23 protein-coding genes are annotated in these 24,705 nt (G+C 71.5%); 19 read left to right on the top strand and 4 right to left on the bottom strand.

Annotated elements, in window-relative coordinates; genetic code table 11:
• Positions 1-105: 105 nt before the first annotated feature.
• Both AB0F88_RS14855 and AB0F88_RS14860 read right to left on the bottom strand, forming a co-directional pair.
• Positions 106-564, bottom strand: coding sequence for a winged helix-turn-helix domain-containing protein (locus AB0F88_RS14855; protein ID WP_362682729.1), 459 nt, complete (start codon positions 562-564; stop codon positions 106-108).
• 211 nt (positions 565-775) lie between these two features.
• Positions 776-2,011, bottom strand: a complete 1,236-nt coding sequence (locus AB0F88_RS14860) for an ROK family protein (RefSeq protein ID WP_362682732.1) — start codon at positions 2,009-2,011, stop codon at positions 776-778.
• A gap of 185 nt (positions 2,012-2,196) precedes the next feature.
• Here AB0F88_RS14860 and AB0F88_RS14865 point away from each other — a divergent pair, with 185 nt between their 5' ends.
• The 10 genes from AB0F88_RS14865 (at position 2,197) to egtD (ending at position 13,297) form a co-directional block, all read left to right on the top strand.
• Complete coding sequence (locus AB0F88_RS14865; RefSeq protein ID WP_362682735.1) at positions 2,197-3,414, top strand: ABC transporter substrate-binding protein; 1,218 nt, start codon at positions 2,197-2,199, stop codon at positions 3,412-3,414.
• Positions 3,415-3,432: 18 nt separating this feature from the next.
• Complete coding sequence (locus tag AB0F88_RS14870) at positions 3,433-4,401, top strand: sugar ABC transporter permease (RefSeq protein WP_362682738.1); 969 nt, start codon at positions 3,433-3,435, stop codon at positions 4,399-4,401.
• Positions 4,398-5,246: a carbohydrate ABC transporter permease gene (locus AB0F88_RS14875; protein ID WP_362682741.1), complete on the top strand. Its 849-nt coding sequence runs from the start codon at positions 4,398-4,400 to the stop codon at positions 5,244-5,246. The genes AB0F88_RS14870 and AB0F88_RS14875 overlap by 4 nt, the downstream gene beginning before the upstream one ends.
• Positions 5,243-7,066 (top strand): DUF2264 domain-containing protein, encoded by a 1,824-nt coding sequence (locus tag AB0F88_RS14880; protein ID WP_362682744.1) that lies wholly within the window; start codon positions 5,243-5,245, stop codon positions 7,064-7,066. The genes AB0F88_RS14875 and AB0F88_RS14880 overlap by 4 nt, the downstream gene beginning before the upstream one ends.
• Positions 7,067-7,381: 315 nt before the next feature.
• A complete protein-coding gene (locus AB0F88_RS14885; protein WP_362682747.1) occupies positions 7,382-8,032 on the top strand; it encodes a sigma-70 family RNA polymerase sigma factor in 651 nt (216 codons plus the stop codon).
• 74 nt (positions 8,033-8,106) lie between these two features.
• A complete protein-coding gene (locus AB0F88_RS14890) occupies positions 8,107-8,508 on the top strand; it encodes a zf-HC2 domain-containing protein (protein ID WP_362682750.1) in 402 nt (133 codons plus the stop codon).
• 200 nt (positions 8,509-8,708) lie between these two features.
• Entirely contained in the window at positions 8,709-9,959 is a 1,251-nt protein-coding gene (gene egtA / locus AB0F88_RS14895; protein ID WP_362682753.1) for an ergothioneine biosynthesis glutamate--cysteine ligase EgtA, read from the top strand.
• Between the two features lie 142 nt (positions 9,960-10,101).
• Positions 10,102-11,514 (top strand): ergothioneine biosynthesis protein EgtB, encoded by a 1,413-nt coding sequence (gene egtB / locus AB0F88_RS14900; RefSeq protein ID WP_362682756.1) that lies wholly within the window; start codon positions 10,102-10,104, stop codon positions 11,512-11,514.
• On the top strand, positions 11,515-12,231 hold the full coding sequence (gene egtC, locus AB0F88_RS14905) for an ergothioneine biosynthesis protein EgtC (RefSeq protein WP_362682759.1): 717 nt from the start codon (positions 11,515-11,517) through the stop codon (positions 12,229-12,231).
• Positions 12,232-12,316: 85 nt separating this feature from the next.
• On the top strand, positions 12,317-13,297 hold the full coding sequence (egtD, locus tag AB0F88_RS14910; protein ID WP_362682762.1) for an L-histidine N(alpha)-methyltransferase: 981 nt from the start codon (positions 12,317-12,319) through the stop codon (positions 13,295-13,297).
• A gap of 120 nt (positions 13,298-13,417) precedes the next feature.
• Here the strand turns inward: egtD and AB0F88_RS14915 are convergent, their stop codons facing one another.
• Positions 13,418-14,968: a methionine--tRNA ligase gene (locus AB0F88_RS14915; RefSeq protein WP_362682765.1), complete on the bottom strand. Its 1,551-nt coding sequence runs from the start codon at positions 14,966-14,968 to the stop codon at positions 13,418-13,420.
• Positions 14,969-15,367: 399 nt separating this feature from the next.
• Positions 15,368-16,360 (bottom strand): NAD(P)-dependent oxidoreductase, encoded by a 993-nt coding sequence (locus AB0F88_RS14920; RefSeq protein WP_362682768.1) that lies wholly within the window; start codon positions 16,358-16,360, stop codon positions 15,368-15,370.
• 209 nt (positions 16,361-16,569) lie between these two features.
• Between AB0F88_RS14920 and AB0F88_RS14925 the strand changes: the two genes are divergently transcribed.
• The 9 genes from AB0F88_RS14925 to AB0F88_RS14965 all read left to right on the top strand — a co-directional run bounded on the left by AB0F88_RS14925 (position 16,570) and on the right by AB0F88_RS14965 (position 24,699).
• On the top strand, positions 16,570-17,157 hold the full coding sequence (locus tag AB0F88_RS14925) for a TetR/AcrR family transcriptional regulator (RefSeq protein ID WP_362682771.1): 588 nt from the start codon (positions 16,570-16,572) through the stop codon (positions 17,155-17,157).
• 366 nt (positions 17,158-17,523) lie between these two features.
• The gene (locus AB0F88_RS14930; RefSeq protein WP_362682774.1) at positions 17,524-18,063 is read left to right on the top strand and encodes an ABATE domain-containing protein; all 540 of its coding nucleotides are present in this window, start codon (positions 17,524-17,526) and stop codon (positions 18,061-18,063) included.
• Complete coding sequence (locus AB0F88_RS14935) at positions 18,060-18,644, top strand: GNAT family N-acetyltransferase (RefSeq protein ID WP_362682777.1); 585 nt, start codon at positions 18,060-18,062, stop codon at positions 18,642-18,644. The genes AB0F88_RS14930 and AB0F88_RS14935 overlap by 4 nt, the downstream gene beginning before the upstream one ends.
• Positions 18,645-19,272: 628 nt before the next feature.
• Entirely contained in the window at positions 19,273-19,509 is a 237-nt protein-coding gene (locus AB0F88_RS14940) for a DUF2945 domain-containing protein (protein ID WP_362682780.1), read from the top strand.
• Positions 19,502-19,831 (top strand): DUF3140 domain-containing protein, encoded by a 330-nt coding sequence (locus AB0F88_RS14945; RefSeq protein WP_362682783.1) that lies wholly within the window; start codon positions 19,502-19,504, stop codon positions 19,829-19,831. The genes AB0F88_RS14940 and AB0F88_RS14945 overlap by 8 nt, the downstream gene beginning before the upstream one ends.
• A gap of 233 nt (positions 19,832-20,064) precedes the next feature.
• Positions 20,065-21,408 carry a hypothetical protein gene (locus tag AB0F88_RS14950; protein ID WP_362682786.1) on the top strand — a complete coding sequence of 448 codons (1,344 nt, stop codon included), beginning with the start codon at positions 20,065-20,067 and terminating at the stop codon, positions 21,406-21,408.
• A 203-nt stretch (positions 21,409-21,611) separates the two neighbouring features.
• A complete protein-coding gene (locus AB0F88_RS14955) occupies positions 21,612-22,568 on the top strand; it encodes an NADP-dependent oxidoreductase (protein ID WP_362682789.1) in 957 nt (318 codons plus the stop codon).
• Between the two features lie 218 nt (positions 22,569-22,786).
• Entirely contained in the window at positions 22,787-23,251 is a 465-nt protein-coding gene (locus AB0F88_RS14960; protein WP_362682792.1) for a cupin domain-containing protein, read from the top strand.
• Positions 23,252-23,478: 227 nt separating this feature from the next.
• Positions 23,479-24,699 (top strand): cytochrome P450, encoded by a 1,221-nt coding sequence (locus AB0F88_RS14965; RefSeq protein WP_362682794.1) that lies wholly within the window; start codon positions 23,479-23,481, stop codon positions 24,697-24,699.
• Positions 24,700-24,705: the final 6 nt, after the last annotated feature.

Consider the following 24,705-nt stretch of genomic DNA (forward strand, 5'->3'; position numbering starts at 1 on the left):
GTCCGCCACCCCGCTCGTCGCCCCGCCCGGCCTGCCGCCCCGTTCACCGCCCTGTCCACCGCCCCGGCCGTCGTTCCTTCCGCCGCCCCGGCCGTCACCCGGCTGTCACCCGGCCTGTCGCCCCGTCCGCCGCGCGGTCCGGCGTACCGGCAACTGGAAGCGGCCGGTCCACTCCAGCCGGTCCAGCAGATAGGCCACCCCGCGCGCGGTGTAGGAGACCTGGAACCTTTCCGCGATCAGCGCGGCGACGCGTTCGGTGGTCCAGCGGCTGTCGGCCCATCCGTGAGCGGCGGCGCCCTCCTCCAGGGCCTCCTCCAGCCGCGCCAGTTGCTCGTCGGTGAGCTTGCGGCCACTACCGGTGCCCTTGGAGACCAGTGCCGCCCTGCCGCCCCGCCGCCAGAGCGCGTACCACTCGTAGGCGGACTTCCGGGTGACTCCCAGCAGCCGGGCCACCCGCACCGGCGCGATCTCCCCCGCGAACATGTCCGCGGCCTGGAACCGCAGCCTCTCGCGCCTGGCCCGCTCCTGAGCGGACAGCCCACCACCCCTGTCTGAATATCTCATACTTTAAGGCTCTCACCTGGGCAAATAGGATCTAACAGGCACCCACCTCATGTCACCCCCGCGTTTCCCGGTAAAAGCGAAATCGGTGAGCCCGGCCCGGCCCGCGAGGCCGCCCGGGGCGGCGGGAGCTCCGCGGAATCGGTGAGCCCGGCTCGGCCCGCGAAGCCGTCCGGGGCGGCGGGACCTCTTCCGGCCGGAAGGTTCCCCCGGGTCAGCGGGCCGCGGGGATCCGCGCGGAGGGATGGGCGTTCAGGAACTCGTCCAGGACGAGGGTGGCGGCCCCGTGGGCCACGGCGTCGGGGCCGAGGCGGCCCAGGACGATGGAGGTCGCCGCGTACGGCCGGGGCAGGGAGTTCTCCGCCGAGGCGGCGCGGATGTCGTCGAGCAGGTGCCTGCCGAGCAGGAGCCCGAGCCAGCCGCCGATGACGATCCGCTCGGGGTTGATGAGGTTGATCAGGTTGGACAGGCCGACGCCCAGGTAGGTGACGGTCTGGGTGATCACCGGCGACCTGGACTCCACCAGGGCGGCCAGCTCGGCCTGCCAGTCGGTCGTCCGGGTGGGCACCCCGGCGCGGTCGAGGATGCCCTCGGCCCCGATGTAGGCCTCCAGGCAGCCGCGCCCGCCGCACCGGCAGATCCGGCCGTTCACCACTATCTTGGTGTGGCCCCACTCCCCCGCGCTGCTGCTCACGCCGCGGAAGGTCACGCTGTCGGAGACGATGGCGGCCCCGACGCCGGAGCCGATCAGCACGATCACCGCGTCACCGGACCCGTGTCCCGCGCCGTCGCGGCCCGGGTCACCGGCCCGGCGGAGGGCGGGCCACAGTTCGGCGCGTCCCAGCGCCTTGGCGCCGTTCTCGACGAACAGCGGGAGCGCGGTGCCGGCCCGTAGGAGCGCTCCCATGGGTACGCCGTCCCAGCCGAAGGTCCTGGTGTGGATGAGCGCGTCGGGACCGTCCTCGACGATGCCCGGAACGCCCACCCCCACGCCGAGGGCCTGACCGGCCGGGATACCCGCGTCGTCGAGGACGACCTCGATCCCGGCGAGGATGTGGCGTACCACGAGCTCGATCTGGTGCCCGGCGGGACGCAGGGCGTACTCGACCCTCGCCCGCTCGTTCATCTCGAGGTCGAACAGCTCGACGCGCACGTGGGTCTCGGCGACGTCGACGCCGATCACGTGGCCGTACACGGGGTTGACGCGGAGGATCGCGCGAGGGCGGCCGCCGTCGGACTCGGCCTGGCCGGCCTCGACGACGATGTTCTCGGCGAGGAGGTCGCCCGTCATGCTGCTGACCGTGGCGGCGCTGAGGCCGGTGAGCCTGGTCAGCTCGTTGCGGGTCACGGGACCGCTGAAGTAGAGCGTCCGCAGCAGCATGGCCCGGTTGCCCTTGCGCACGTCGCGGACCGTCCTGCGCTCGGGCCTCACGATGGCCCACCTCCCCATGTCACGGCACATGGTAATTGAGAACTCGAAGATCTTCGCGCGGCCCCCGGACCCCCGGACGACCCCTGCCCCACGGGTGGCCTACGCCCGTCTCTCCTCCGTGTTACCAAAGCGTTTCTCAAGGGGACTGAACTTTTTTCACATCTTACATTATCGTCCGTTGCACCCCCCATCAGGAGGAAGAAATGATCAGGAGAGTCACAGGGGCTGCGGCCGGTATGGCACTGCTCGCCGGACTCGTCGCTTGCGGCGGCGACAACGGGACGGCCTCGGAGGCCACGACACTGACCTACTGGATGTTCCAGGACCGCACCCCGCAGGCAGGGGAGGTCATCGAGAAGCTGCGTACCGACTTCGAGAAGGCCAACAACGTCACCGTCAAGATCGTCAAGATCCCCAAGGACGACTACAACACCAAGCTGGGCAGCGCCGTCGCCGCCGGGACCGTCCCCGACGTGGGCATCCTGGACCAGCCGCTGGTCGCCAGGTACGCGCTGGACGGCACCATCAAGGAGATGCCCGCCGGCACGGTCGACGAGAAGATCTTCTACGAGGGCGCCCTCAACACCAACAAGGTGAACGACAAGCTCTACGGGCTGCCGCTCGACCACACCGCGGTGGCGCTCTTCTACAACAAGAAGCTGGTGCCGACGCCTCCCAAGACCTGGGACGAGCTCAAGGCGACGGCCGCGAAGATCCACCAGGCCGACCCGAAGGTCGCGGGCATGGTCGTGCCGAAGGGCGACGGCTACGGCGGCTGGATGTGGCCGGGCTTCCTCGGCGGCGCCGGAGGCTCCCTCGTCGACGAGAAGAACAAGAAGATCCTGTTCGACCAGCAGCCCGGAGTCGACGCGCTCCAGCTCTGGGTCGACCTGCTGCCCTCGTCGCCCCGGCAGATCACCGACTCGGACAAGCCCTTCGAGAACGGCCTCGCCGGAATGATGATCTCCGGCCCCTGGGACGTGGCCACCATCAAGGCGGACTTCCCCGACCTGGAGTTCAGCACCGCCCCGCTGCCGTACAAGACCGAGCCCTCCGGCAACATCGGCGGCGAGAACGCGGTGGTCTTCAGCAAGGGCAAGAACGCCGAGCTGGCGTGGAAGTGGCTGACCTTCCTGACGAACGCCCAGAACAACACCACGCTGGCGCAGGCGCTGGGCGGCTTCCCGACCAACATCGAGGCGGCCGAGCGGGACGCGGCCACGTTCGGGCCCGACCAGGCGGCGTTCCTGGAGCAGCTCAAGGTCGCCCAGGCCAGGCCGGCGCTGCCGGAGTGGATCCAGATCAACGACGAGATCATCGCACCCGCCATCGAGGCGGCGCTGAGCGGCAAGGTCACCTCCCAGCAGGCGCTGACCGAGGCCGCGGACAAGACGCGCGCGCTGCTCAAGTGGAACGGCTAACGCGAAAGCGAGGCAAACGTGGCATCTCCGGTGCTGGCTGACAAGCCCGCCGTGACGCCTCCTCCCGGGCGGCGCCGCCGTCGCCCGGGGTTCGGGCGACGCGACCACGTCATCGGATGGCTGCTGATCGCCCCCGCGGTGATCTACTTCGTCATCTTCCTGCTCTACCCCGCCCTGGCCGCCCTCTACTACAGCTTCACCGACTGGAACCTGCGGACGGCGCCGAACTGGGTCGGCCTGGCCAACTACACCGACCTGCTGTTCGACGACGTGAAGTATCCGCACTTCTGGAAGTCGGTCCAGGTCACCCTGCAGTACACGCTGATCGCCGTGCCGCTGACGCTGGGCACCGCGCTCGTCCAGGCGCTGCTGATCAACGCGATCCGCCGGGGTTCCAACACGTTCCGGCTGTTGCTGTTCCTGCCGGTCGTGACCGCCGAGGCGGCCGTGGGCGCCATCTGGCGCTGGCTCTACGACCCGCAGTACGGCCTGGTCAACACCATGATCGGGCTGGTCGGCATCCCGCCGCAGAACTGGCTCAACACCCCGGACCTGGTCATCCCGGCACTGTCGTTCATCGCCGCCTGGCAGTGCGGCATCTCGATGATCATCTATCTCGCCGGCCTGAAGGGCATCCCCGACTCGATCCGCGAGGCGGCGATCATCGACGGCGCGGGACCCGTCCAGCGGTTCTGGAAGATCGTCGTGCCGATGCTGCGGCCCACCACCTTCTACCTGCTGGTCACCGGCGTGATCGCGGCGCTCCAGGTCTTCGGCCTGGTGTACGTGATCTTCTCGGGCGGCGGCGGCAGGAGCGTCACCGGCGGCCCCGAGCAGTCGGGCCTGACCTACGTCCTGCACCTGTACCTGTTCGCGTTCCGCTACGACGCGATGGGCGCGGCCTGCGCGATGTCGTTCATCCTGTTTGTCTTCATCATGATCATTACTGCGTTGCAGTTCAAGTTCGTCAAGCAGGAGGCGTCGTGAAGGCCGCGAGGAAAGTACGGCTCGCGCCCATCTACATCGCGCTGGTGCTGCTGGCCCTGGTGTCGGTCGTCCCGTTCCTGTGGATGCTGGCGACCTCGTTCAAGCACGGCTCGGACGTCTACACCAAGGTGCCCAGCCTGCTGCCGCTCGACCGCAAGACCGGCGAGTTCTCCCCCACGCTGGAGAACTACGAGCACGTCCTGCAGGTCAGCGGGCTGGGCCAGGCGTTCGTCAACAGCGTCTGGGTCTGCCTGATCCTGGTCCCGGCCAAGCTCCTGGTGGACGCGCTGGCCGCCTACGCCTTCGCCAGGATCCCCTTCCCCGGCAGGGACAAGCTGTTCGTCGTCCTGCTCGCGGGCATGATGGTCCCCACGATCACGCTGCTGGTGCCGCGCATCCACGTCACCCAGGCGCTCGGCATGTTCGACTCCGGGTGGGGCCTGATCCTGCCCAACATCGCCTCGGTGCTGGACATCTTCCTGCTGCGCCAGTTCTTCATGTCGCTGCCCGCCGAGCTGGAGGAGGCGGCGCGCATCGACGGCGCGGGGCGGATGCAGATCTTCTGGCGCATCATCATCCCGCTGTCGAAGCCGGTGCTGGCGGTCGTGACGATCACCAGCTTCATCTTCCACTGGAACGACCTGGTCTGGCCGCTGGTGGTGCTCAACGACCCCGAGCTCTACACGCTGCCGCTGGCCCTGCAGCAGCTGGCCAGCAGCGAGTCCGGGCGGGCGTACTACATCATGGCGGGCGCGGCCCTGGCGGTCATCCCGGTCATCGTGGTGCTGCTGATCTTCCAGCGCCGCATCATGCAGGGGATCGCGTTCACCGGGCTCAAGAGTTGACCTCTCCACCGGGTGCGGGCGGGGCGATGCGCGGCCGCGAGGACATGCGCCGGCTCGTGGCCGAGCTGGCCGAGCCGCTGGTCCCCCGCTTCAGCCCCGGGCGGGCGCGCCTGCGGCTCGGGACCAACGCGGCCACCTACGGCGACGAGGCCGCCGAGCTGGAGGCGTTCGCCCGCCCGCTGTGGGGGCTGGCGCCGCTGGCGGCCGGAGGGGGGTCCTTCGGGCACTGGGAGCTGTGGCGGCGGGGTCTGGTCTCCGGGACCGACCCCGGGCACGGGGAGTTCTGGGGGACGGCGACCGACGTCGACCAGCGGCTGGTGGAGACCGCCGCGATCGGCCTGGCGCTCGCCCTCGCACCCGAGGCCGTGTGGGACCCGCTGAGCGGCCGGGAACGGGACAACCTCGCGGCCTGGCTGCTCCACGCGATGACCCGCGAGACCGCCGACAACAACTGGCGGTTCTTCCCCGTGCTGGTGGGGCTCGGGCTGGACCGGGTCGGGGTGCGCTTCGACCTCGGGCCCAACCACGCCCGGCTGGAGCGGCTGGAGTCCTTCGCCCTGGGCGGCGGCTGGTACGGCGACGGCCCCACCGCGCAGCGCGACTACTACGTCCCCTTCGCGATGCACTTCTACGGCCTGGTCTACGCCGCCCTGGCCGGTGACCGCGACCCCGGCCGGGCGGAGCGCCTGCGCGGGCGGGCGTCGGCGTTCGCGCTCGACTTCCAGCACTGGTTCACCTCGGACGGGGCCGCGGTGCCCTTCGGCCGGAGCCTGACCTACCGCTTCGCCCAGGGGGCCTTCTGGGGCGCCCTGGGCTTCGCGGGGGTCGAGGCCCTGCCGTGGGGGGAGGTGCGCGGCCACCTGATGCGGCACCTGCGCTGGTGGCTGCGGCGGCCGCTCCGCGACGCCTCGGGCCTGCTGACCCTGGGGTACGGCTACGCCCAGCCCGCCCTCGCCGAGCAGTACAACGCCCCCGGCTCCCCGTACTGGGCGATGAAGGCGTTCCTGCCGCTCGCGCTCGCCGGCGACCACCCCTTCTGGGCGGCGGGCGAGGAGCCCGCGCGGGAGCTCCCCGAGACCGGCGTGCAGCCCGAGGCCGGTGTCGCGCTGATGCGGTGCGAGGAGGGCCGGCAGGTCGTCATGCTCAGCGCGGGGCAGCACAACACGTGGGTGCGGCACGGCGCGGCGAAGTACGCCAAGTTCGCCTACTCGACGTCCTTCGGGTTCAGCGTGCCCGCCGGCTCGTGGGGGCTGGAGCAGGGCGCCTTCGACAGCACCCTGGCCCTGAGCGACGACGGGACGCACTGGCGGCCCTGCGAGGCGCCCGGGGACTTCTCCGCGCGTGACGGGGCGCTGCACGCCCGGTGGGCGCCGTGGCCGGACGTGGAGGTCGACACCTGGCTGCTCGCCCGCTCCCCGTGGCACGTGCGGGTGCACCGCGTACGGTCGGGGCGGGGTCTGCTGTCGGCCGAGGGGGCGTTCGCGGTCGATCGCGACCCCGTCGCCCACCGCGTCGCCGAGGGGCCCGGGCACGCCCGCCTCGACTCCCCGGCCGGGCTGTGCGTGATCGAGGACCTCGGCGGGACTCCCGGAGCGGGAAGGGCCGGGGAACTCGTCCGTGCCCTGCCGGGGACGAACGTCGTCGTCCCGCGTACGGTCATCCCCACGCTGCGCGGCGAGCACGAGCCGGGCGAGTACTGGCTGGCCTGCGCGGTCCTCGGCCTCTCCGGCACCGAGGAGCCCGCGGACTGGCCGGAACCGCCCGGCCTGGAAGGCGTCCTGGCGCTCCTCCCGGACGGCCACCCCTTCGGGACCGGTTGACCAGACCGGCAGGCCGGTCGATTCCAGAAGACAGGTCCGAACGGGACCCGACGGCACGCGACCCCCGGTACGACCGGGGGTCGCGGCCGTACGGGCGGAGGCCGTGGCCGAAAAGGTGTCGAAGCAGGTCAGAATGGGAATTTTCCTCCCAGACCTACCTTTTTCTCCCGGTCGCGCTCTCGACCGGGAGGGTGCCACGACGGCCGGGACGCCGAACGGAGCGCCGCGCCGTCGCGACGGCCCGCGAGCGCCGCGCGTCGGCCGCGCGCGTCACGGCCATGGATCTTCCAGATGCCCCACCGGGAGGAGGCGACCGTGAAGTCCTTCACAGACGGCGCGTTGCCCTCGGACGATGTCGTCGTCGCGGCCCTGCGCGCCGGGGATGAGGCGATGTTCACGGCACTGCTGGACACCTGGTCGCGGGGGATGCTGTGGCTGGCCCGCGCGCACGTGTCCACCAACGACTCGGCGGAAGAGGTCGTGCAGGACACCTGGCTGGCGGTGATCCGGGGCATCGAGGGCTTCGAGGGCCGCTCGTCGGTCAAGACCTGGGTCTACCGGATCCTGGTCAACACGGCCAGGAAGCGGGGCGTGCGCGAGAATCGCACGGTGCCCTGGAGCAGTGCCTTCGAGCAGGAGAGGCAGACCGTCGACCGCTCGTGCTTCCAGGGGGTGGACGACCCCCTCCCGGGACACTGGAAGGATTTTCCCGCCGCCTGGCCGACCCCGGAGAGCGAGGTTCTCGCCGCCGAGGTGCGCGGCCGGATCGCCGCCGCCCTGGCCGAGCTGCCGATCAGGCAGCGCACCGTGATCACGCTCCGCGACGTCGAGGGATGCACCTCCGAGGAGGTCTGCGAGATCCTGGAGATCTCCGCCGCCAACCAGCGCGTCCTGCTGCACCGCGCCCGCACGGCGGTGCGCGGGCGGCTGGAGGACTATTTCGAGACGGCGAGACGTCCGGCGTAGCGCCGGGCGGCGCGGCAGGTCAGGTCAGGTCAGGTCAAAGGGTCGATTACAGGTCCGGTCATCGGGACGGTGAGGTGGTCAAGGTTGTGAAGCGGTTCAGCTGCGAGGAGGCGGTGGAACTCGTCACCGCCTTCCTGGAGGGTGAACTCGACGAGCCCACCCGGCACCGGTTCGAGGAGCACCTGGGCGGCTGTGAGGGCTGCGAGCGCTATCTCGACCAGTTCCGCGTCACCGTCGAGGCCCTCGGCCGCCTCCGGACCGCCGAAGCCCCCGACCGTCTCCACGACGCCGTCGAGGCCACTGAGGCCACTGAGGCCACTGAGGCCGACGACCCGCACCCCGACAACGCCCGCACCACCGACACCGCCGACACTGCTGACACCGCCGACGCACCCGGCCCGCCGCGGCCGGGAGGCCTGCCGGAGGGCATGCGCGACCGGCTGCGGGCCGCCTTCCGCGCCGGGCGGTCCACCTGAGCCGGTGCGGACCCCGCCTCCCGCGACGCCGTGTCGGCCCGGCCACCCTCGCCACCCTCGCCACCCCGCCGCCCCGCCACCTCGCCTGTCGCGGCGAGGGCCCGCCCGGCCCTCCCCTCCTGCCCTCCTGTAACGCCTGAGCGCCTCGCGACTCTATAAATCCGTACACATCTGGATATTTCAGGCGAAAGGGGATGGGGATGACCGGTCTGGCGACCGAGAACACACTGATCCGGAACGCCTCCGATGTGGAGACCTTCGCGCGACGCTGTTTCCTCGGCTCCCCCGGTGATCGGGTGGGGATCGAGCTGGAGTTCCTGGTCTTCGACCGTACGGCCCCCGCCCGGCAGGTCCCGATGGCCAGGATCGCCGCCGCCCTGCCCCCGCTGCCCGGCGGGAGCCTGGTGACCTTCGAACCGGGCGGCCAGCTGGAGCTCTCCGGGCCACCCGGCTCGCTGCCGGGCGCGATCGCCCTCCTCACCGCCGACGTGAACGCCGTGCGCCTGGCGCTGCGGGACGCCGGCCTGGCGCTGTGCGGGGTGGGCCTCGACCCGCTGCGCCCGGCCAGGCGGCAGCTGCGCCTGCCCAGGTACGAGGTGATGGCGCGGTTCCTCGGCACGCCGTACGGATCGTTGATGATGTGCTCGACGGCGTCGATCCAGGTCAACCTGGACCTGGGCGACCGGCCCGCGGTGCGGTGGGAGCGCGCCCACCTGCTGGGGCCCGTCCTCGTGGCGGCCTTCGCGAACTCGCCGCTCAGCGAGGGCCGGCCGTGCGGGTGGATGTCGGGGCGCCAGGCGGTGTGGGAGCGGCTCGACCGCACCCGGACGGCCGCCGTCCCGGCGGGCGGCGACCCCGGCACCGCGTGGGCCGAGTACCTGCTCGACGCCCGTCTCATGGCCGTGCGCGACACCGCCGGGGACGAGAGCGGGGACGGCGCGGAGCCGTACCGCCCGATCCTCGACGGCTCGACCTTCCGCGACCGGCTGGCCTGGTCCGAACACCCGCCGACCCTGGCGGACCTGAACTACCACGCCACGACGCTCTTCCCGCCCGTACGGCCGCGCGGCTGGCTGGAGATCCGCTATCTCGACGCCCAGCACCCGGCGAGCTGGCCGGTGTGCGTGGCGGTGACCCACGCCCTGGTGACGGACGACCGCGCGGCCGACGCGGCGCTGGCCGCGGCCGGACCGTGCGCGGGGATGTGGTCGGCGGCGGCGCGCCACGGCCTGTCGGAGCCCCGGCTGCGCAGGGCCGCCGGAGCCTGTTTCCGTGCCGCGCTCTCGGCGCTGCCCCGGCTGGGGGCGGGCCCGGCCCTGGTCTGCGAGGTGGCCGCGTTCGCCGACCGCCACGTGACGCCCGGCCGTGCCCCCGCCGCGGACCTGCTGGACCTGGCGAGAGGACCGGGAGGGCGCCTGCCGGACTGGCTGGCCCAGGAAGGACGGATCTGAGCTCCCCCGGAACCGGGCCGCTCCTGGTCCGGCACCGGATCGGAGCCGGACCAGGACCGGACCGGTTCCGGACCGGACCGGCGCAGACGGGACCGGGAGCCCGGGCCGGAAGAGCCCGGGGTCTCCACGCTGGAGGTATTTGATGAGCGACTTCAAGGAACGGATCGCCGCCGAGCTGACCGCCGCGCGGAACCGCTCCACGGCCTACACCGACGCCGAGGACGACCTGCTGGTCACGCAGCACTCACCGCTGATGTCACCGCTGGTGTGGGACCTCGCCCACGTGGGCAACTACGAGGAGCTGTGGGTGCTGCGGCAGGTCGGCGGGATCACCCCGCTCCGCCCGGAGATCGACGACCTGTACGACGCGTTCAAGCACCCGCGCGCCGACCGCCCGTCCCTGCCCATCCTCGGACCGGTGGAGGCGCGCCACTACATCGAGGGCGTGCGCGGCCGGGTGCTGGACGTCCTGGACACGGTCGACCTGCACGACCCCGACCCGCTGCGGCGGTACGGCTTCGTCTTCGGCCTGGTGATCCAGCACGAGCACCAGCACGACGAGACGATGCTCGCCACCCTGCAGCTGTCGGGGCGGCCGGGACTGGTCCGCGACGGCGACCTGCCGCCCGGCGGGTCCCGGCGGACGCAGGGCGCCGACGAGGTGTTCGTCCCCGCGGGCCCCTTCATGATGGGCACCGACACCCAGCCGTGGGCCTACGACAACGAGCGTCCCGCCCACCGGCTCGACCTTCCCGGCTACTGGATCGACAGGCTGCCCGTCGGCAACCGCGCCTACGCGGACTTCATCGAGGACGGCGGCTACGACGACCCCCGCTGGTGGGCTCCGGACGGCCTGCGCTGGCTGCGGCGGACCCGCGCCTTCGCCCCGCTGTTCTGGACCAGGGACGGCGACACCTGGTGGCGTACCCGTTTCGGCAGGACCGAGCCCGTCCCCATGGACGAGCCCGTGCAGCACGTTTGCTGGTACGAGGCCGACGCCTACGCCCGGTGGGCGGGGCGGCGGCTGCCCACCGAGGCCGAGTGGGAGAAGGCCTGCGGCTGGGACGCCGAGGCCGGGCGGTCGCGGACGTACCCGTGGGGCGACGACGCCCCCGGGCCCGGCATGGCGAACCTCGGGCACCGGGCGGCACGGCCCGCGCCGCTCGGCGCCTTCCCCGCGGGAGCGAGCCCCTGCGGCGCGGAGCAGATGATCGGGGACGTGTGGGAGTGGACCGGTTCGTGGTTCCTGCCCCACCCCGGCTTCCGCAGCTTCCCCTACCGCGAGTACAGCGAGGTGTTCTTCGGCGCCCACTACCGGGTGCTGCGCGGCGGATCCTGGGCCTCCGACCCGGCCGTGGTCCGCACCACGTTCAGGAACTGGGACCGCCCGGCCCGCAGGCAGATCTTCTCCGGCTTCCGGTGCGCCCGCTCGGCCTCCCCCGAGCACTCCCCCGGACACACCCGGGACTCCACGAAGCGCTCCCCGGGCTCCACGGCGCGCCCCCCTGGGCACTTCCCGCAGCGTTCCCCGGGACGCTCGGCGGAGCGAGGATAGATGTGCCGCCACGCGTCCTGGCTGGGTACGCCCCGCACCCTCGCCTCGCTGATCCACGAGCCGGTCCACGGCCTGCTCCGGCAGTCCTACGCCCCGCGCCTGCAGCGTCACGGCACGATCAACGCCGACGGCTTCGGCATGGGCTGGTACGACGCCGCCCGCGCGGAGCCGGTCCGCTACCGCCGGACGATCCCCGCCTGGACGGACGCCAACCTGGCGGGCCTCGCGCGGACGGCCCGTTCCGGCTGCCTGCTGGCCGCCGTGCGGTCGGCCAGCGCCGGGATGCCGATCGAGGAGACCGCGACGGCGCCCTTCACCGACGGGCCGTGGTTGCTCAGCCACAACGGCCGTGTCGCGCGGGAGGTGGCCAGGGAACTCGCCGACGACGCGGAGAGCCCGTGCGACTCCGCGTGGCTCGCCGCCGCGGTGTTCCTCCGGCGCCGGGCCGGCGATCCGCTCGGCGAGGCCCTCGCGGAGGTCGTCACCCGCGCCGGGCTGAAGGATCCCCGCGCCCGCCTGAACCTCCTCGCCTGCGACGGTACGTCGATCGCCGCGACCGCCTGGGGCGACACGCTCTTCCTCCGCCTCGACGGCCACCCGCACGACGGCGTGATCGTGACGAGCGAGCCGCTGGACGACCGGCCCGGCTGGCAGGCCGTGCCGGACCACAGCCTGGTCCTCGCCTCACCCGACGGGGTGCGCGTCCAGCCCCTTTGACCGGGCGGAGCGAGACCGCAGGAAAGCACAGCACCCGGCCACGGACCGGCGAGCGGGACCGTGGCCCACACACCCAGGAGGCCCCGTGTCCGTCAGCCAGTCAGCCATCAGCCTGGTCAACCATCTCGGCCGCGACCATCTTCGCCAGGCACTCGAACACGACGTCCGCGCCGGGCTGACGTCGACGCCGAAGTGGCTACCGCCCAAGTGGTTCTACGACGAGGCGGGCAGCGAGCTGTTCTCCCGCATCACCCGGCTGCCCGAGTACTACCCCACCCGCCGCGAGCTCGCCATCCTGCGCAGGGAGGCCCTCGACATCGCCGTGCGCGGCGGCGCGGACACCCTGGTCGAGCTCGGCTCCGGGACCAGCGAGAAGACCGTCCTGCTGCTGGACGCCCTCTCCGCCACGGGAACGCTGCGCGTCTACACGCCGGTGGACGTCGACGCGGTCACCCTGGGCGAGGCCGCGCACCGGCTCGCCTCCCGCTACCGGGGCCTGACCGTGCGCGCGATCTGCGCCGACTTCGAGGTGCACCTGGCCCTGCTGCCCCGTACGGGACGGCGGATGGTGGCCTTCCTCGGCGGGACCGTCGGCAACCTGGCCCCGGCGGCACGCGAGGTGTTCCTGAAGGAGCTGCGCGCCACCCTCCGCCCCGGCGACACCTTCCTGCTCGGCGCGGACCTGGTCAAGGACACCGACCGGCTCGTCGCGGCGTACGACGACGTGAGCGGGGTGACCGCCGCCTTCAACCGGAACGTCCTGCACGTGATCAACAGGGAGCTGGACGCCGACTTCGAGCCGGACGACTTCGAGCACGTCGCGCTGTACGACGCGCGGAACGAGTGGATCGAGATGCGGCTGCGCGCGAGCCGCGCCATGCGCGTGCGGATCGGCGACCTCGGCCTGCGGGTCTCCTTCGCGGCCGGGGAGGAGATGCGGACCGAGATCAGCGCCAAGTTCCGCCCGGAAGGACTGCGACGGGAGCTCCTCGCGGCCGGTTTCGGGATGATCCGCCAGTACACCGACCCGACCGGCGACTTCGTCCTCGTCCTGGCCCACCCGTGATCCGTGACCGCCGTGACCGCCGTGACCGCCGCGACGCGTCCACGCCGCCCGTCGCCGCCGCCGTCGCGTCACGGTGAGGGTCGTCAGGGCACGGCTCCCGGCCGTCGTACGCGATGACGATCAGGGCACGGCTCCCGGCTCCCGGGCGGTGATCCTCCGGAAGACCGGACACGGTTCGGGAAGCCTGCCCTCCCGGGCCGTGCACTGCGCGGCGACCCGGGCGGCCGTATCCGGCAGGAAGGGCGCCAGCTGATCGCCCAGCGTCTGGCACGCCCGGACGAGGGCGGCGAGGACGGCGTCGAGCAGGGCCGTGGCGCCGGGGGCGCCGGGGTCGCCGTCGCGTTCGGCCCGGGCCAGTGCCCAGGGCCGGCTGTGGTCGACGTAGCGGTTGGCCTCGTCCACGATGGCCCAGACCGGCGCGGTGGCCCGGCGGAACTCGAAGTCGTCCAGGGCCGCGCGGACGAGCTCCGGCGCCCGGCGGCAGGCCTCCTCCAGACCTTCCCCTCCCGGGGCGCCGGTTCCGGGCTCCGGCCGGGGAACGCGCCCGTCGCGGTAACGGTGGACCATGGTGACGACCCGGTTGACGAGGTTGCCCAGCCCGTTGGCGAGCTCGTCATCGGCGCGGGCGACGAGCCGGTCGACCGTGAAGTCGGCGTCCCCGACGCGGGGCACCTCGCGCAGCAGCCACCAGCGGACGGCGTCGGTGCCGTACTGCCCGGCCAGGGCGGCCGGGTCGGCCGTGACCCCGCCGGACTTGCTGATCTTGCGGCCACCGGCGGTGAGGTAGTCGTGCACCACGATGTCCGTGGGCAGCGGCTGCCCGGCCGACAGCAGCAGCGCCGGCCAGTAGACGGCGTGGAAGCGCAGCACCCCCTTGCCGACCAGGTGGACGCGGCGGCCGGCGCCGGTCCACCAGCGCCGGTAGCTCTCACCGCCGGTGCCGTAGTCCAGGGCCGTGACGTAGTTGCCGAGCGCGTCCCACCACACGTAGACGACCTGGCCGGGATCGCCGGGAACGGGGATCCCCCACCCGCGGGCGCGGGCCGTCGACCGGGAGACCGAGAGGTCCTCCAGGCCACCGGCGATGAAGCCGAGGACCTCGTTGCGGCGTTCTGCGGGCTCGATCCTCAGGCGCCCGCCGGAGACGAGGTCGTGGAGCCGGTCCGCGTAGCGCGAGAGGCGGAAGAACCAGTTCTCCTCGGCGACCCGCCGGGGCTCGACGCCGTGTTCCGGGCAGCGTCCGCCGGTGAGCTCGGCCGGGGTGTAGAACTGCTCGCAGCCGACGCAGTAGAGACCCTCGTAGTGCTTGCGGTAGAGGTCACCGGCGTCGGCGCAGGCCCGCCAGAGCCGCTCCACCCCGACCCGGTGGCGGGGGTCGCGGCTGGTACGGATGACGTCGTCGACCGCGAGCGCCAGCGGCTCGCGCAGCGCGACGAACGCCTCGGCGTTGCGGTCGACGAACTCCTGGACGGGAACGCCCGCGGCCTCGGCGGCCAGCACGTTCTTCAGCGAGTTGTCGTCGGTGCCGGTCTGGAACCGCACCCGCTCGCCCCGCGTCCGGCGGAACCGGGCGAGCACGTCGGCCTGCACGAGTTCCAGCGCGAATCCCAGATGGGGACGGGCGTTGACGTACGGGATGGTGGTGGTGACGTAGGTGTGCGGTGCGGTCATCGGAACCTCCGGGAGAACGGGGGCTCCGACCGGTGAGCACGCGTCGAGGCCCCGTGAGCGGGCCTCGGAAACGATCGTCCGTGCGGCGTCAGCGGCCCCGTGAGCGGGGCATCATCACCTGACATGCGGACGCGTTCATGCGGTCAGGCTAACACCCGCCACCCGGCACGAGCCGGTGGTTTTACAGCGGGCAGTCATTGCCCGAGCACCGGCCGGAGCCGCCTGTCATACGAACGCGCCGAGTACCCGTTCAAGCAGGACACCCGGCAGCACGACACCCGCCGGCGCGGTTTCACCCTCAACCGGCTTCGCCGCTCCCGGCTCACTCACCTGGCCGAAGACGGCTACCCCGCTCCCGTGCTCATGACCCTGTCCGGCGATGAGACCGGCCTGGAGTCATTACGCCTGGAGGCCCTGCCGCCAGGTCGGGTGCGCCGGGCGCCAGCCCAGCTCGCGCTTGGCCTTCGCGTTCGACGCGCCGCGAAGCTCGGTCATCAGCACGACGCCGGCCTCCCCTGCGGCCAGCCTCCCGACGAACCGCGGCACGCGCATCGGCTTCTTGGCGCCCAGCATCCTGGCCAGCTCCGGCAGCCACTCGGCGACCGGGGCGGGGTCATCGTCGACGATGTTGTAGACACCGCGGGCGCCGTTCTCGACCGCCGCGACGGTCGCCTCAGCCGCGTCGGCGATGTGGATGAACGACCACACCCCGCCGCCCTCGCCGACGATCGGGAACCTGCGCCTGCGGATCATCTCGAGCTGCTCGGAACCCGGCTCCATCGAGGTGCCCGGTCCGTAGAAGGCGCCGTAGCGAAGCACGATCCCCTCGGTCCAGCCGGCACCCAGCACGGCCCTCTCCAGATGCCCGATCGCGGCGATCATCGGGGCCATCTGGCTGACCGGCGACGGGTCCAGCCGGTCCTCTTCGTTCTTCACCGGCCCACCCGTTCGGGCATAGGTGAACGCGCCATTGCTCTGCGCCACGAACCGCCGCACACCTGCCGCGCGCCCTGCCGCGCGCCCTGCCGCGAGGAGATTGTCGGTGCCCTCGATCCGCAGCCGGTTGGTGGCGGCGAAACTGCGATCGAAATGGCGTGTGTCCACGTGTCCGATGGCGGTCAGCTGATGAACGATCACATCCGGCTTCGCCTCGCGCACGGCCGCCTCGACCTGGCCGCGATCGAGCGCATCGGCGACGATCGGCACCGCGCCCGGCTCGGACAGCCTGGCCTTGTTCGACTCGTTCCGCGTCATGGCGAAGACCTCGTGCCCCGCGCCGATCAGACGCGGCACCAGCTGCTGGCCCATCGCTCCGGTCGCTCCTGCCACCAGCACTCTCATGGTCGGCTCCTGATTCAGGTGTTCCTGCTCTTCAAGGGTGGTGCCGTTCAAGGGTCACCCGCACCTGCGTGCGCCCCTTGTGTCGAGCCGCAGCCGAATCGCCGCGGCCACGCCCACATACCGGCGATGAGGGGATCAGCGAGGTCAGGTGTCCTCCCTCAGCTCTCCCACCATCGAAACGTAACGTTTCGTTTCAGAGAATATCGGCCGCAACCGGCTTGTCAATACGTAACGTCACGTTTCAGCGATAGGGTGGCCCCATGGAGAGCACGACCGGTCGTACCGCGCGCTCACGCGCGAAGATCCTCCAGGCGGCACTTGATCTGTGCGCGGAACGCGGCTACAACGCGGTGACGATGGAGGCGATCGCGACACGCGCCCAGGTCGGTAAACCCACGCTGTATCGCTGGTGGTCCTCCAAGGGAACGCTGTTCCTGGACGCGTTGACCGAACGGTTCGGTGATCCCTACTTCCAGATCGGCGACACCGGCGACCTCGTCGCCGACCTGCGCAACTGGCTGTACGGCATCACCGAACTGTTCCTCGACCCGGTTTCGAGCGACCTCGTCGTGGGGGTCGCCGGGACGGCACAGCACGATCCCGAACTCGCCGCGATCCTCCACCGGCAGATCCACCTCACCCTGTCCGGCCGCAACCAGGAACGGATCCGCGCCGGGCAACGGAACGGCCAGCTGATCGGCTTCGACCCCCTGCTGCTTGAAGACCTGCTCGTCGCGCCGCTGTGGTACCGGCTACTGATCACCGACCGGCCGGTCAGCCGGGCATACGCCGACACGGTCCTGAACACCGTCCTCGGTGCCGCCGCCTCGCCGTCCGGCGACGCGTGAACCCGACCACGCGGCGTAGAACCAACGCCGTGGAATAACAAGTCCGGAACCTGTCAATTTGATTGAGGCAGTTGAGCTGGGCTGATTCCGTGCCGGCCTGTCTGGCGTGTCCCTTGGTTCGTCGATCTCGGGCTTGTCGATCCAGGCCGGGCCGGGCGGATCGGGCGGGGTGGGGTACCGCCGCCGGCGAAGCGCTGGGGTGGGTGGCCTGTGCGGTGGCCAGATGAAGCGATCCGGGTTCGGTGGAGGCTCTGGTGTGTCCCGAGATTCCTGCGGATATTGGAATGCTGACGGATGAATGGCCATGCTAACGTCAGCCTCATGCCTGGTCCGGAGTTCCCGATTCTCGGGACGGAACCTCTTGCGGTGGAGTTGGCCAACACGCTCTACGGCAGCGGGAACGAACAGATCGACTTCTTACGGACTGTTCGATGGATCGACGAGTGGTTCACGCTGGTTTCCACAGAGCATGGGGTGACGGCTCCCGCCGGGATGGGACGTGACGCCGAGCGCGTCCGGATGCTGCGCGACTGTGTGCACTCCCTGCTTTCCGCGGCCGTCGACGGGCGAACACCCGACAAGGTGCCGCTCGAGCGGGTCAACGGCTTCGCGGCGGCGGCGCCGACGCATCTGCGGCTGGATTGGACCGGTGCCGGCGGACCGGTTTCGCGGTGGCTCGACACCACCACCGGCACTACCGCGGTGCTCGGCCGGATCGCCACCTGCTGCATCGAGCTGCTGACCGGACCCGAAGCGGGGAAAGTACGGCGATGCCAAGGCCCCGGCTGCTCGCTGATCTTCATAAAGAGTCACCCGCGTCGTCGCTGGTGCCATCCCTCGTGCGGCCACAGGGATCGGCAGGCCCGGTACTACCGTCGGCACCTCACCCCCGGAGCATTCCAATGATCACATGGCGTCGGCTCGATGAGCGGGACTTCCCGCTGCTGAGGGAGTGGCTGGAGCGGCCGCACGTGGCCCGGTGGTGGAATCACGAAACCTCGGCGGAGGCGGTGGCGCGCGACTTCGGCCCCGCCGCCAGGGGAGAGGAGCCGTCCGAGGACCTGCTCGTCTTCCTCGACGGCCGGCCGCTCGGCCTGGTCCAGCGGATGATGCTGGCCGACTACCCCGAGTATGTGGCCGAGTTGGCGCCCGTCGTCGCCGTTCCCGAGGGCGCGATGAGTATCGACTATCTGATCGGCGACCCGCAGCAGGTCGGTCGCGGCCTCGGACCGAGAATTATCCGCGACATCATCGAGCGAACCTGGGAGGAACTCCCGGCTGCCACCTGCGTCCTGGTTCCCGTGTCAACGGCCAACCGCGCGTCCTGGAGAGCACTGGAGAAGGCCGGGCTGCGCCGAGTCGCGGAAGGCGACCTGGAGCCGGACAACCCGATCGACGACCGCGCCCACTACGTGTACCGAATCGACCGGTCGACGCAGCCGGACCAGGACGGCCCTGCTCCACTCCGACGCGCGACGACGGGCTGACGCGAGGGCGGTCCTGGATCGCCATGCGTTCACCGTGCTACGGCGGGGATCCCGACCTCGTTGGCGGTACTTTCTTTCTGAGCGAGAACGAGCACGCTTCCGGGTTCGAACTGACCGGCTTCCTCCTCACCGATCGCCTTCGAGACGAGGGGGCGCCGGATCCGAACCGTGCGAGTGTCCCGTGCCTTCGACGAACGCGAGACCGCTGAGGCCGGATCGTTGGCCATGCCCTCGTCCGATGACCATCCTGGCCGGACCGCCCCGGCGCCGTAGTCCTGCCTGTTCCCGTCCGCCATCGTCCTCTTCGCATGAGCGGGCCGCCCCTGGCGTGAAGGTGCGAGCCCATCCCTTAAGGGCACACCCCATCCGCTTCTCTCTCCGGAGGGGCACCGGGCAGCGCCGGGAAGCCGGGGAATCAGAGGTCTGCACCCACCGCCCCTGGTCGTCCCCGACCGCGCCCCGTTGGAGGTCGACGCCGGGCCAGACGGCAATCAGCGGGTAACCACCGGTCAAAGACGGGCCCTTGACCTCCCCGTCCCCATCGATCGTTGGGGTGATCCGCTCCAGCGAAGCACCAGTTCACGGCCGGAACGACGAGTTCCGAGGGGGTACGGGGTATGGGGAGGCCATGACCGACAAGCGCAGGCAGGACGAGCCCGAGGTGGGCGACGACGTCACGTGGGAGAGCCACGGCTCGTCGACCTCGGGCAAGGTCGAGAAGAAGATCACGGAGCGTACCGAGGAGGCGGGACGCACCGTGGACGCCTCGGCCGACGATCCGCAGTACCTCGTGCGCAGCGACAAGAGCGGCAAGACCGCCGTGCACAAGGCATCGGCACTGCACAGGAAAGACCGCCATGACTGAGGACAGCGAGCGGATCGCCGCGGACTTCGGCCAGGCGGTCAACATGACGGCCGCGGAGCTGGAACGCTGGCTGGAGACCGAGGAGTCCAAGCGCGTGGGGGACAAGTCGGGCGGTGAGGAGTCGACAGGTCACCGGTCCGGCCGCCGGATCGCCGAGATCCTGCGGAAGCGGAAGGACGACCTGGACGAGGACGACTACGCCCACATGCGCAAGGTGACCGGCTACGTCCGCCGTCACCTGACGCAGCGTCCGTCCGGGGACGTCAAGGAGACCCCGTGGCGATACTCCCTCATGAACTGGGGACACGACCCGCTCAGGTGAGCGGTGTGTCCCGGCTTCGAAGGCCGTGCCGGCCATCACGAGCGGCATGCCGGTCAGTCCGCGGCCGACTCCGGTGGGGTTGCGGTTGAGCGCGTGGGCGGGCAACACGATGCGACGGTCTTCTCGGATACGTCGCTAAGATCATCCGCATCGTCACTCGAATCCGGGCCGCCGCCGGCCGATACCGCTTCGGGCGCGCGGCCGCGGTCGTCGTCGCGCTCTACCTGGCCGTCGTGGCCGTCGCCGCGTTGTTCGCCGTCGTGTCCGGCGAGGTGTCGGCGCTGTCGGTGGCCGCGACGGCCACGACCTGGGGACGCCTCATGCGGGGAGCCTGGGTGGTCCCCCTGCTCACCGGGATCTGCGGGCTCAACGCGTGGGCACTGTGGCAGGTGCTGCGCGGTCCCGCGCTGCCGCGCGCCGAGGGGCTGCCGCGCGGCGTGGTCTGGCTCCGGCGCCTGCTCTACGTGGGCGTCGCCGGTGACCTGGTGCTCTGGGAACTCGTCGAAGCGCTGTCCGACACCGTGGAGTACGTCGCGAGCCTGGTCCTATGGGTCGCCACGCTGATCCTGCTGGCGCGGGTCGTCTCCGGGGTCTCGGCCCGGTTCCGGGCGATCACCCTCGCGCTCGGCCTGATCGGCACGCTGACCCCGGCGCTGCTGCTCTTCCTCGACGACTTCAGCTTGCGGGTGTTCAGCCTGCCGACGGTGGCGAGCCTCGGCTGGACGGCGATGGCCCTCATCGGGCAGCGCCGCGACGGCCGATGGAGCGGCACCACGATCGGCATCGGGAGGATCGCCCTCACCGCCTCGCTGACCTTCTACATGCTCAACCTCGTCTTCTGGAGCGGTTGGCTGCTGTTCGACGGCTCGTTCCTCGTGGTGAACGCGTTCGGCGTGTTCACCGCGGTGTGGCTGGCGCGCACCGCGCACGAGCTCGCCGGGCCCGCCGCCGGACCCGCCGCCGAAACCACCTCCCGGTCCGCCACCGGCCGCGAGCCGCGGCTGCTCGTCGCCGCCGCGCTCGTGCTGCCGCTCGTCGTGGTCGGCGCCGAGGAAGGCGCCCGGTTCGGTCTCACCGGCCTGGACGAGGGCTGCCGCGAGCGGATCCGGGCCTACGCCGACACCCGGCCGCAGGACCGGCGCCGGTCGTTCGTCTGCCTCGCCAGGGACGACGGCCGCGGAGGGGCGGCGATGTTCCCCGGGAACCTGCCGGAACAGCGCATCCTGGCCCATGGCGAGGAACTGTGCGCGGTGCCCGGCGCCGAGGAGCGGCAGGCGCTGCTCCGGCGGGCGGGCGGGTCGGCGACCACGGACGAGCTCGGCGACGCCCTGGAGTTCCTGTGCCCCGGCGTCGTCGCCGGGCAACGGGCGGACCAGGCGCGCGAACGGGCGCGTGAGCAGGCCGAGCGGGAGCGGGAACTGGCCGCGTGGGAAGCCGGGATGAACGCCCGGTGCGCCGACCCCTGGCCGAAGCAGCGGGCCAGGAGGCAGGGCACGGCCGCTACCAAATGCGCGTCTACGCCCGCGAGCTCGAATGGGACGAGGACGACCCCGAGGCGCCCTCCGAGGAGCACCTGATCGTCGTCTATCCCGGCCGTTCCACGAAGAAGGTCATTCACCGCCCGTGGCGGTGACCGGTCATGAGCCGTCCGGACGCCGCGTCCGCGCAGGTGGGGGTAGGCAAAAGTACGTCTTGCCGACGGCCCGCGCTCCCCGTGAATCCGGTCGACGCCCTGTACGTTCGTCCTGTTCGACATCTCCGCCGACGGCAAGGACCTGTCATGCGCGCCATCACCGTCCGAGACCGCGCCGCCGGTCTGGCCGGGCTCTCCCTGACAGAGGAGCCGTACCCCCATGCCGCCGAGAACGACGTCGTCGTCCGGGTGCATGCCGCCGGGTTCACCCCCGGAGAGCTCGACTGGCCGGGAACGTGGACCGATCGCGCGGGCCGGGACCGGACGCCCAGTGTCCTCGGGAACGAGCTGTCGGGGGTCGTCGCCGAGCTGGGGTACGGGACCACCGGCCTGACCGTCGGCCAGCGGGTCTTCGGGCTGACCGACTGGACCCGCAACGGCTCGCTGGCCGAGTACGCGGCGGTGGAGGCCCGCAACCTCGCGCCGCTGCCGGCCGACGTCGACCACACCGTGGCCGCCGCGCTGCCGATCTCGGGGCTGACCGCGTGGCAGGCCCTGTTCGACCACGGCCGCCTCGCCGCCGGGCAGACCGTCCTGATCCACGGCGCCGCGGGCGGCGTCGGTTCCGTCGCGGTGCAACTCGCGCGCGAGGCAGGCGCCCGGGTGATCGGCACCGGCAGGGCCGGCGACAGGGAAACGGTACTCGGTCTCGGCGTCGACGCCTTCCTGGACCTGCAGGCCGATCCCCTTGAGGACGCCGGTCAGGTCGACGTGGTGCTCGACGTGATCGGCGGCGACATCCTGGACCGCTCGGCCGCGCTGGTACGCGCCGGCGGCACGCTCGTCACCATCGCCTCGCCGCCCACGGTCCGGCCCCGGGACGGGCAGGCGATCTTCTTCGTCGTCGAGCCCGATCGCGCCCGGCTCGCGGACCTGGTCCGGCGGGTCCGGGAGGGACGGCTCCGCCTGATCGTCGGGGCCACGCGGACGCTCGCCGAGGCGCCCTCCGCGTTCGCGCCCGCCCGGCGCACCCCCGGCAAGACGATCATCAGGGTCGCGGAAGGGGAACAGCCGGGTGCGCGCAAGGCGATGAGAGCCCGGTAACCGGCCGGGTGCCGCTCGCCGGTGTGACGCTCGGTCATGGGTTCCGGTTTGAGCGGAACTTGAGCAGGCCATCGCCAAGGCTTGAATCCGCTCGTGTTAGACATCGAAATACTGCAGGACACGACACTCAAGCGACAACGCGGACCTCTCGGGCGGAAGCCGAGACACCTCGCCGTTCCCGTGCGCCCCGAAGGTCCAAGCAGGACAGGAGGGCTGTCATGATCCGGGTACGGATTGCCGGTGGCTTTCTCGTCGGCGGCATGGTGGCTGCGGCCGCCGCGTACGCTCCCACGGTGGAGCGCGCGACCGGCGAGACGCCCGTCGCCGCCGTGGTTTCGCAGCCGCCGTCCGACAAGCTGTCGCCTCTCCTGGAACAGGCGCTTCCGAATGTCAAGGGCAAGACGTTCACCTCGGCGGTCGTGGACTTCCCGCCCACCGCGCGCGCGGCGCCGCATCGGCACGGCAGGGCCTTCGTCTACGCCTACGTGCTCGAGGGCACCGTGCGCAGCCGGTTGGGTGGCGAGCCGGTGCGCACGTACCGCCAGGGCGAGAACTGGGTCGAGTCGCCGGGAGCCCATCATGTGCTCGCGGAGAACCCCAGCCGGACACGACCGGCGAAGTTGCTGGTCGTCTTCATCTCCGACACGGGAGACAAGATCAAGGTCGACGACCCGCCGAGGTAGGCCGTCGGGCGGACGTCGGGCCGGCGTTGGACCGGCGTTGGACCGGCGTTGGACCGGCACGGCCGGGCGTGACGGCGCGGTCTCACCGGCGAGCGGATACGGGGAGCGACGAACCCCGGGCGGCGGCGGACCCGAGCGGGACCGATTCGCCTGTTGACGGGCGGCACGGCATTTCGTACGTTCCGCGTGGGCCGTCTTCCGGGCGCCCCGGACCGGAAGGGGCTGCCATGACCGCCGAACCGGATCCGGACGGGGCCTGGCCGGACATCGTGCCGGGACCGCTCGCCACGCCGCCGCCGGAGTTCGCCCGCAGGCACGAGTCGGGGCCGCTGGAGCCGGCGGCCATGCCCAGCGGCGACCGCGTCCCGGTGGCCGTCAGGTACGAGGACGTCCGCGCCCTGCTGGCCTCGCCGGCCTCCAGCCGCAACCTGCGCCTGCCGGGGTTGCCGCGGCTGGTGAGCGGCATCGGCATCGACGACGACCCCGACGCGCTGATCAACCAGGACCCGCCGGAGCACACCCGCTACCGCCGGATCATGCACGGCACCTTCACCCCGCGCCAGATCGAACCGTGGCGCCCCCGCATCGCGAAGATCGCCCAAGAGCTCCTCGACGGCCTGGGCGACGACTTCGATCTGGTCGAGGGGTACGCGCTGCAGCTGCCGGGCCGTGTCATCTGCGAGATGCTCGGCGTGCCGATGGACCACTACGAGCGGTTCGTCCGGTGGACGGACATGTTCCTGACCACCTCCACGGCAGACGAGCGGGCGCGCTACGAGGGCTACACCGACTTCATGGCCTACGCCGCCGAACTGGTCGCCCAGCACCGCGCGGAGCCCGGCGGGGACCTCATCGACCTGCTCATCCAGGCCAGGGACGAGGACGACCGGCTGTCGGAGGGCGAGCTGGTCAACACCGTCTTCTCCCTCATCACGGCCGGGCACGAGACGACGGCCTCGATGATCGGCCGGGGTGTCTTCCGGCTGCTCCTGCACCCCGGCCAGTGGGCCGAGCTGGTCGCGGACCCGGCCCTGGCGGCCACCGCCGTCGAGGAGATCCTGCGCTTCGACGGGCCGCCCGCCAGCGCCTTCATGCGCCGGATCACCAGGGACACCGACCTCCCCGGTGGCTGTCTTCGCGCGGGGACGGTCGTCATGCCGAACCTGAACGCGGCCAACCACGACCCGCGGGCCTTTCCCGATCCCGGCCGGTTCGACATCCACCGCTTCACCGAGCATCCCCCCAACCCGCACGTGGCGTTCGGTTACGGCCCGCACCGCTGCCTGGCCGCCAGCCTCGCGAGGGTCGAGCTCACCGAGGCGGTCCGGGCCCTGGTCACCCGGCGGCCCGGCCTCCGCCTGGCCGGCCCGCCCGAGTCGGTGACCTGGACCGACGGCCTGACCCTCCGGCCGGTCGCCATGCGCGTCACGACCGGCGAACGTGCGTGACGGTGA

Origin of the sequence: Streptosporangium sp. NPDC023963, from assembly GCF_040639135.1 — a bacterium.
Classification (GTDB): domain Bacteria; phylum Actinomycetota; class Actinomycetes; order Streptosporangiales; family Streptosporangiaceae; genus Streptosporangium.

Coding starts and splice junctions, on each gene's coding strand:
- egtC (WP_362682759.1), top strand. CDS start 11,515: ATGTGCCGCCACGCGTCCTGGCTGGGTACGCCCCGCACCCTCGCCTCG.
- AB0F88_RS14860 (WP_362682732.1), bottom strand. CDS start 2,011: ATGGGGAGGTGGGCCATCGTGAGGCCCGAGCGCAGGACGGTCCGCGAC.
- AB0F88_RS14945 (WP_362682783.1), top strand. CDS start 19,502: ATGACTGAGGACAGCGAGCGGATCGCCGCGGACTTCGGCCAGGCGGTC.
- egtB (WP_362682756.1), top strand. CDS start 10,102: ATGAGCGACTTCAAGGAACGGATCGCCGCCGAGCTGACCGCCGCGCGG.
- AB0F88_RS14865 (WP_362682735.1), top strand. CDS start 2,197: ATGATCAGGAGAGTCACAGGGGCTGCGGCCGGTATGGCACTGCTCGCC.
- AB0F88_RS14940 (WP_362682780.1), top strand. CDS start 19,273: ATGACCGACAAGCGCAGGCAGGACGAGCCCGAGGTGGGCGACGACGTC.
- AB0F88_RS14935 (WP_362682777.1), top strand. CDS start 18,060: ATGATCACATGGCGTCGGCTCGATGAGCGGGACTTCCCGCTGCTGAGG.
- AB0F88_RS14915 (WP_362682765.1), bottom strand. CDS start 14,968: ATGACCGCACCGCACACCTACGTCACCACCACCATCCCGTACGTCAAC.
- AB0F88_RS14855 (WP_362682729.1), bottom strand. CDS start 564: ATGAGATATTCAGACAGGGGTGGTGGGCTGTCCGCTCAGGAGCGGGCC.
- AB0F88_RS14960 (WP_362682792.1), top strand. CDS start 22,787: ATGATCCGGGTACGGATTGCCGGTGGCTTTCTCGTCGGCGGCATGGTG.
- AB0F88_RS14955 (WP_362682789.1), top strand. CDS start 21,612: ATGCGCGCCATCACCGTCCGAGACCGCGCCGCCGGTCTGGCCGGGCTC.
- egtA (WP_362682753.1), top strand. CDS start 8,709: ATGACCGGTCTGGCGACCGAGAACACACTGATCCGGAACGCCTCCGAT.
- AB0F88_RS14965 (WP_362682794.1), top strand. CDS start 23,479: ATGACCGCCGAACCGGATCCGGACGGGGCCTGGCCGGACATCGTGCCG.
- AB0F88_RS14925 (WP_362682771.1), top strand. CDS start 16,570: ATGGAGAGCACGACCGGTCGTACCGCGCGCTCACGCGCGAAGATCCTC.